Raw genomic sequence first — 5,164 nt, 5'->3', positions numbered from 1 at the left:
TGGCCTGCTCCGCTGCGCCCTGCTCCGCTGGGGGTGGCTGCGCTTGGCTTGGCTTGGCTGTGGCCTGCTCCGCTGCGGCTGGCTCTGCTGCGGCTGGCTCTGCTGTGGCCTGTTCGGGCGAGGCTTGCGTCGGGGCCGGTCCGCCGGAGGCCGGCGGTGCCTGCTGGTACGCGGAGGCCTGCAGCGCGTACAGCGTCGCGTACAGCCCACCCGCGGCCATCAGGGTCGCGTGGTCGCCCTCCTCGACGACCGCGCCGTGGTCCAGCACGTAGATCCGGTCCGCCTCGCGCACGCTGGCCATCCGGTGGGTGATGAGCACGACGGTCCGGCCCGCGGCGAGCTCCCGCAGCCGCCGGTAGACGGCGTGCTCGGCGCGTGCGTCGAGGTTCGCGGTCGGCTCGTCGCAGATGAGCAGGGGAGCGTCGCGGAAGAACGCCCGGGCGATGGCCAGCCGCTGCCACTGCCCGCCGGAAAGCTCTGCACCATCTGCAAAATGCCGGGAAAGCAGGGTCCGGTACCCCTTGGGCAGCTCGACGATGAACCCGTGCGCGTCGCCGCGCTCCGCCGCGGCCTCGATCTCCGCCTGGCTCGCCGCCCGCTCGTGCCGGCCGGTCGTGATGTTCGCGGCGGCGGACAGCGGCCAGTTCGTCGGGTCTTGCATGACCACGGCGACCCGGTCCCGCACGCTGTCGGGGTCGAAGCCCGACAGGTCGGCGTCGTCCCACCGGATCGTTCCCGTGTCCGGCCGGTACAGCGTGGCGAGCAGCTTCGCGAGCGTCGTCTTCCCGGAACCGTTCTCGCCGACGAGCGCGATCGTCTCCCCGCTGCGGACCGTCAGGGAAACGTCCCGGATCGCGGGTCGTTCCGCGCCGGGATAGCTGAACGTGATCCCGGAGAGCGTCAGGGTCCGGAACCGTTCCGGCGCGGCGACGCCGGTCAGCGGCTCGGCCCGGGACACCGCGAGCGCACAGAAGCCCTCGTAGTCGCCGAAGTACAGCCCCTGCTCGTACATGTGGTTGATCGCGAACGCGACCTCGGTCAGCGCGTTGATCCCGGTGCTGATCGCGTACGCGGCCGCCCCGCCGGCCGCGATGTCCATCCGGCCGGTGAGCAGCAGCCCGACCAGCGCGGCGTACGCGGCTCCCGTCGCCACGGCGCCGAGCGCGTGCCCGGCGAGGTTGGTGCGCACCTGCGCCGCCGAGACCCGCATCTGCTCCCGCGTCGCCGCGTCGGTGAGCCGCCGGACCTCGTCCAGGAGGTACCGCTGCAGCGTGAACGCCCGCAGCTCGGCCGCCTGGTCCCGCTCGGCGAGCAGGTCGGACAGCATCCACTTGCGTCGCATGACGGTGATGAGGCGCAGCTGCTGGCGGTACCCGAGGCGGGCCGAGCGCACCGCCGCCCAGAAGTTCGGCACGACGGCCAGCACGAGCAGCGGCAACAGGAGCGGATGCAGTACCGCGAGCACGCCCGCCGCCGCCACCAGCGACACGACGCTCGTGCCCAGCTCGATGGCGTGGTCGACGACCCGCTGGGCGGCGTCGATCCCGCGGTCGCGGGCCCGCTGCATCCGGTCGCGCCACGACGCGTCGTCGAACGTGGCCAGGTCGACCCGCGTGGTGAGCTCCAGCAGCCGCAGCTCGGCGGCCTGGCTGACCTGCGGCGACAGCCGGCCCTGGGCCGCCGTCGCGGCGGACGCCAGCAACGTGCGGGCCGCGCCGGCGCCGATCATGATCAGCAGCGACGGTACCGCCGCACGGATCCGGTCCGGTGTGGGACCAGCCTGCAGCAGTCCGTCGAGCACGCCGACCACGTTGACGAGCCCGATCCCGGACGCGATCCCGGCGCCGACCTGGAAGCAGACGACGGCGAGCGTGTTGCGGCGGCTGGTGGTCCAGGCCAGCCGCCAGGCCTTGGCGAGCAGGCCCGGCAGCCGCCGGGCCATCTGCAGGAACGAGGCGGCGGCCGCCTCGGTGGTGGCGGTCAGCCAGTACGGCACGGCCAACTCGTCGTCGATCGCCATGTGTCTATTGTCGAAGCCGCCCGCCACGCGACGGCCCTTCATTCCGGCTGCGCTCTCCGTGATCTCCGGATCGTGCTCTCCGCCTTCTCCTCAGGTTGCGTCTCTCTTCAGGTCGGGCAGAGCCGCCCCGCGCGCGAGGGCCGTTCATTCCGGCTGCGCTCTCCGCGATCTCCGGATCGTGCTCTCCGCGTTTCCCTTCAGGTCGTGCGGTCTCCGGCCGACGTGACCGAGGTGGACCTTGTCGCGGTGCTCATCGTCCGGGACGAGGCGGGCACGCTGCCGGGCTGCCTGGCCTCGCTCGACGGCGTGGTGGACGCCGTCCACGTGCACGACACCGGCTCGGTGGACGGCACGGTCGACGTCGCCCGGTCGCTGGGCGCCGCGGTCAGCCGTGCGCCGTGGCCCGGCGACTTCGCCGCCGCCCGCAACGCCGCGCTCGACGCCTCCGGCGCCCGGGGCTGGGTGCTCAGCATCGACGCCGACGAGCGCCTGGCCGCCGGCCGGGCACCGTTGTTCTCGCTGCTGAGCCGGGGCGACGCCTACGCCGTCGAGGTGGACAACCGGCACGACGAGCTGCCGTACACGCACCGGCCCGTGCGCCTCTTCCGGCCCTCGGCGCTGCGCTGGACCGGGCGCGTGCACGAGCAGCTGACGCCGTCGAAAGACTGGCCGGCGGCGCCGCGGGACGTTGTGCACATCGTGCACGAGGGGTACGCCGATCCGGCGATCCGCCGGCGCAAGGCGCTGCGCAACGCCGAGCTGGCCCGCGCCGTCCTCGCTGCCGAGCCGTCTGCCGAGGGCCTGCTCGACCTGGGGCGCAGCCTCGTCGGGGCCGGGCAGCTGCAGGAGGCCGTCGACACCTTCGAGCGGCTCCGGGAAACGTTTCCGGGCACCCGGCAATGGGTCCTCGGCACCGACGCCCTGGCCCGGCTGCTGCTCGCCGCCGGGATCGACGACGCGGTGGTGGTACTGTCGCGCCAACTGCGAACCGCCGGCGTCTCGGCGCAGTATTGTGACTGGCTCGAGGCCCAGGCCCTCGCGCAGCTCGGGCACGTGGACGACGCCTGGCGGCTCCTCAGCGGGGTGCGCGAGGTCGTCGATCCGGCCGGCCGGCGGTACGCGCCGGATCATCTCTCCGAACTGCAGCGGCTGCTCGGCAGTCTGGCGCATGGCCACGCCGCGCCGGGGTAAGCACTGTGGGCATGAAGCTCGGCTACTTTCTCTCCTCCGAGGAGTACACCCCGGCGCAGCTCGTCGAGCAGGCGCGGCTGGCCCAGGACGCCGGCTTCGAGGGGCTGTGGATCTCCGACCATTACCACCCGTGGAACGACGAGCAGGGTCAGAGCCCCCTGGTCTGGTCCATGATCGGCGCGCTCAGTCAGATGGTGCACATCCCGGTGACCACCGCCGTCACCTGCCCGATCATGCGCATCCACCCCGCCGTGATCGCGCAGGCCGCGGCGACCAGCGCGGTGCTGCTCGACGGCCGGTTCGTGCTCGGCGTCGGCACCGGCGAGGCGCTCAACGAGCACATCTACGGCGACGCGTGGCCCGGCGCCGGCGAGCGCCTGGGCATGCTCGAAGAGGCCGTCCACGTGATGCGCGAGCTGTGGGAGGGCGGCGTCGTGAGCCACCGCGGCAAGCATTTCACCGTCGAGCAGGCGCGCGTGTACACGCGGCCGGAAACGCCGCCGAAGGTGTACATGTCGGCGTTCGGCCCGAAGGCGATCGGACTGGCCGGCGACATCGCGGACGGATTCATCTCGGTCGTTCCCAACGCGGAACACGTCGAGCAGTTCCGCAAGGCGGGCGGCGCCGGGAAACCCGTGCAGGGCGGCTTCAAGGGCTGCTGGGCGCCGTCCGCGGACGAGGCTGTGCAGATCGCGCACCGGCTGTGGCCGAACGCGGGCCTGCCGGGAGAGCTCTCCCAGGTCCTGCCGTCCCCGCGGCATTTCGAGCAGGCGTCGCAGCTGGTGACCCCGTCGATGGTCCGCGACGCCATCGCGTGCGGCCCGGATCCAGATCGGCACGCGTCGATGCTGCGCACGTACGAGGAAGCCGGCTTCGACGAGGTGTACGTGGCCCCGGTGGGCCCGCACTATCGCGAGCTGATCGACCTCTATCGCAAGTCATTCCTTCCCTGATTCGTCGTCTACTTCTTCGTCGTCTACTGCTGGGAGGCCCCGATGCCGCAACAGTCCTGGAGCAACAAGCGCGAACGCCAGTACGAGCACGTGAAGGAGAGCGAGGAGGACCGCGGCCGCTCGGCGGGCCGGGCGAAGGAGATCGCCGCTCGCACGGTCAACAAGCAGCGAGCCTCTTCCGGCGAGGCCCGCTCGTCACGCTCGTCGTCCGGTTCGTCGCGGTCCTCGTCGGGTTCGTCGCGGTCCTCGTCCGGTTCGTCGCGGTCCTCGTCCGGTTCGGCGCGTTCGAAGCAGGACCTGTACGACGAGGCGAAGCGCCGCAACATCAAGGGCCGCTCGACAATGACCAAGACCGAACTGGAACGCGCTTTGCGCTGAATTTCTTGTCGTACCCCGGGTCTAGGTTCGGGGCATGGGGATGGAGCCGGTCGACTGGGACGCCCGCTTCGAGGCGATGCTGGCCGAGGCCAGGCAGAGACGCGAGCGCCGCGCGGCGGTGCGCGCGGAGTTCGCCGAGTCCCGCCGCCACGGCCTGTGGGCGAGGCAGGCGGAGCGCCTGATACGCGCGGATCAGCGCGACCGCGAGGCGGCCCTCCTGGAGGCGTGGCGGGCGGCGGACGCCAGAGCGGCCAAGCGCAAGCAGACCCCTCCGCCGCCGATCGCTGAGCCGGCACCGGCCATGAACGCCGGGCCGTCGACGGCAGCTGCTCCGCCCGCTCGGACCGCGCCGGCGCCGACCACGAGCCGCCTCACCGAGCCGGCACCGTCCGCACCCACGCGGGAGTTGGCTGCGTCGGCGCCGGCGGCGACGGCGCGGCTGTCTTCGGCGGCGCTGGCCGGATCGGCGGCGACCGCGGGGGAGGCTGTCGAGTCGGCGCCGGCGCCGACCACGAGCCGGCCCGCCGCGCCGGCACCGGTCCGAACCGCGCGGCAGCTCGCTGGGCCGGGACCGGGCGAGACCGTGCCGGAGCTGGTTCGGGCCGCGCGGCAGCTCGCTGGG

Annotated in this window: 4 protein-coding genes and 1 pseudogene; 4 read left to right on the top strand and 1 reads right to left on the bottom strand. The window is 72.8% G+C overall.

What is annotated here, in order from left to right:
- Nucleotides 1-2,020 (bottom strand): ABC transporter ATP-binding protein (locus IEZ31_RS47610; protein ID WP_229836970.1); only part of this gene is annotated, 2,020 nt, incomplete at its 3' end.
- 204 nt (nt 2,021-2,224) lie between these two features.
- Between IEZ31_RS47610 and IEZ31_RS47605 the strand changes: the two genes are divergently transcribed.
- From IEZ31_RS47605 to IEZ31_RS47590, 4 genes and pseudogenes are all read left to right on the top strand, one after another.
- Nucleotides 2,225-3,211, top strand: a complete 987-nt coding sequence (locus IEZ31_RS47605) for a glycosyltransferase (protein ID WP_190256747.1) — start codon at nt 2,225-2,227, stop codon at nt 3,209-3,211.
- An 11-nt stretch (nt 3,212-3,222) separates the two neighbouring features.
- Nucleotides 3,223-4,164: a TIGR03557 family F420-dependent LLM class oxidoreductase gene (locus IEZ31_RS47600; protein WP_190256746.1), complete on the top strand. Its 942-nt coding sequence runs from the start codon at nt 3,223-3,225 to the stop codon at nt 4,162-4,164.
- Between the two features lie 42 nt (nt 4,165-4,206).
- Nucleotides 4,207-4,542 (top strand): plasmid stabilization protein, encoded by a 336-nt coding sequence (locus IEZ31_RS47595; protein ID WP_190256745.1) that lies wholly within the window; start codon nt 4,207-4,209, stop codon nt 4,540-4,542.
- Between the two features lie 34 nt (nt 4,543-4,576).
- A pseudogene (locus IEZ31_RS47590) lies at nt 4,577-5,164 on the top strand (hypothetical protein); the annotation flags it as partial.

This window comes from Dactylosporangium sucinum (assembly GCF_014647515.1).
Classification (GTDB): Bacteria; Actinomycetota; Actinomycetes; order Mycobacteriales; family Micromonosporaceae; genus Dactylosporangium; species Dactylosporangium sucinum.
The sequence above is the reverse complement of the archived record's forward strand: the minus strand, read 5'-3'. Positions and strand labels throughout refer to the sequence as shown.

Coding starts and splice junctions, on each gene's coding strand:
- IEZ31_RS47595 (WP_190256745.1), top strand. CDS start 4,207: ATGCCGCAACAGTCCTGGAGCAACAAGCGCGAACGCCAGTACGAGCAC.
- IEZ31_RS47600 (WP_190256746.1), top strand. CDS start 3,223: ATGAAGCTCGGCTACTTTCTCTCCTCCGAGGAGTACACCCCGGCGCAG.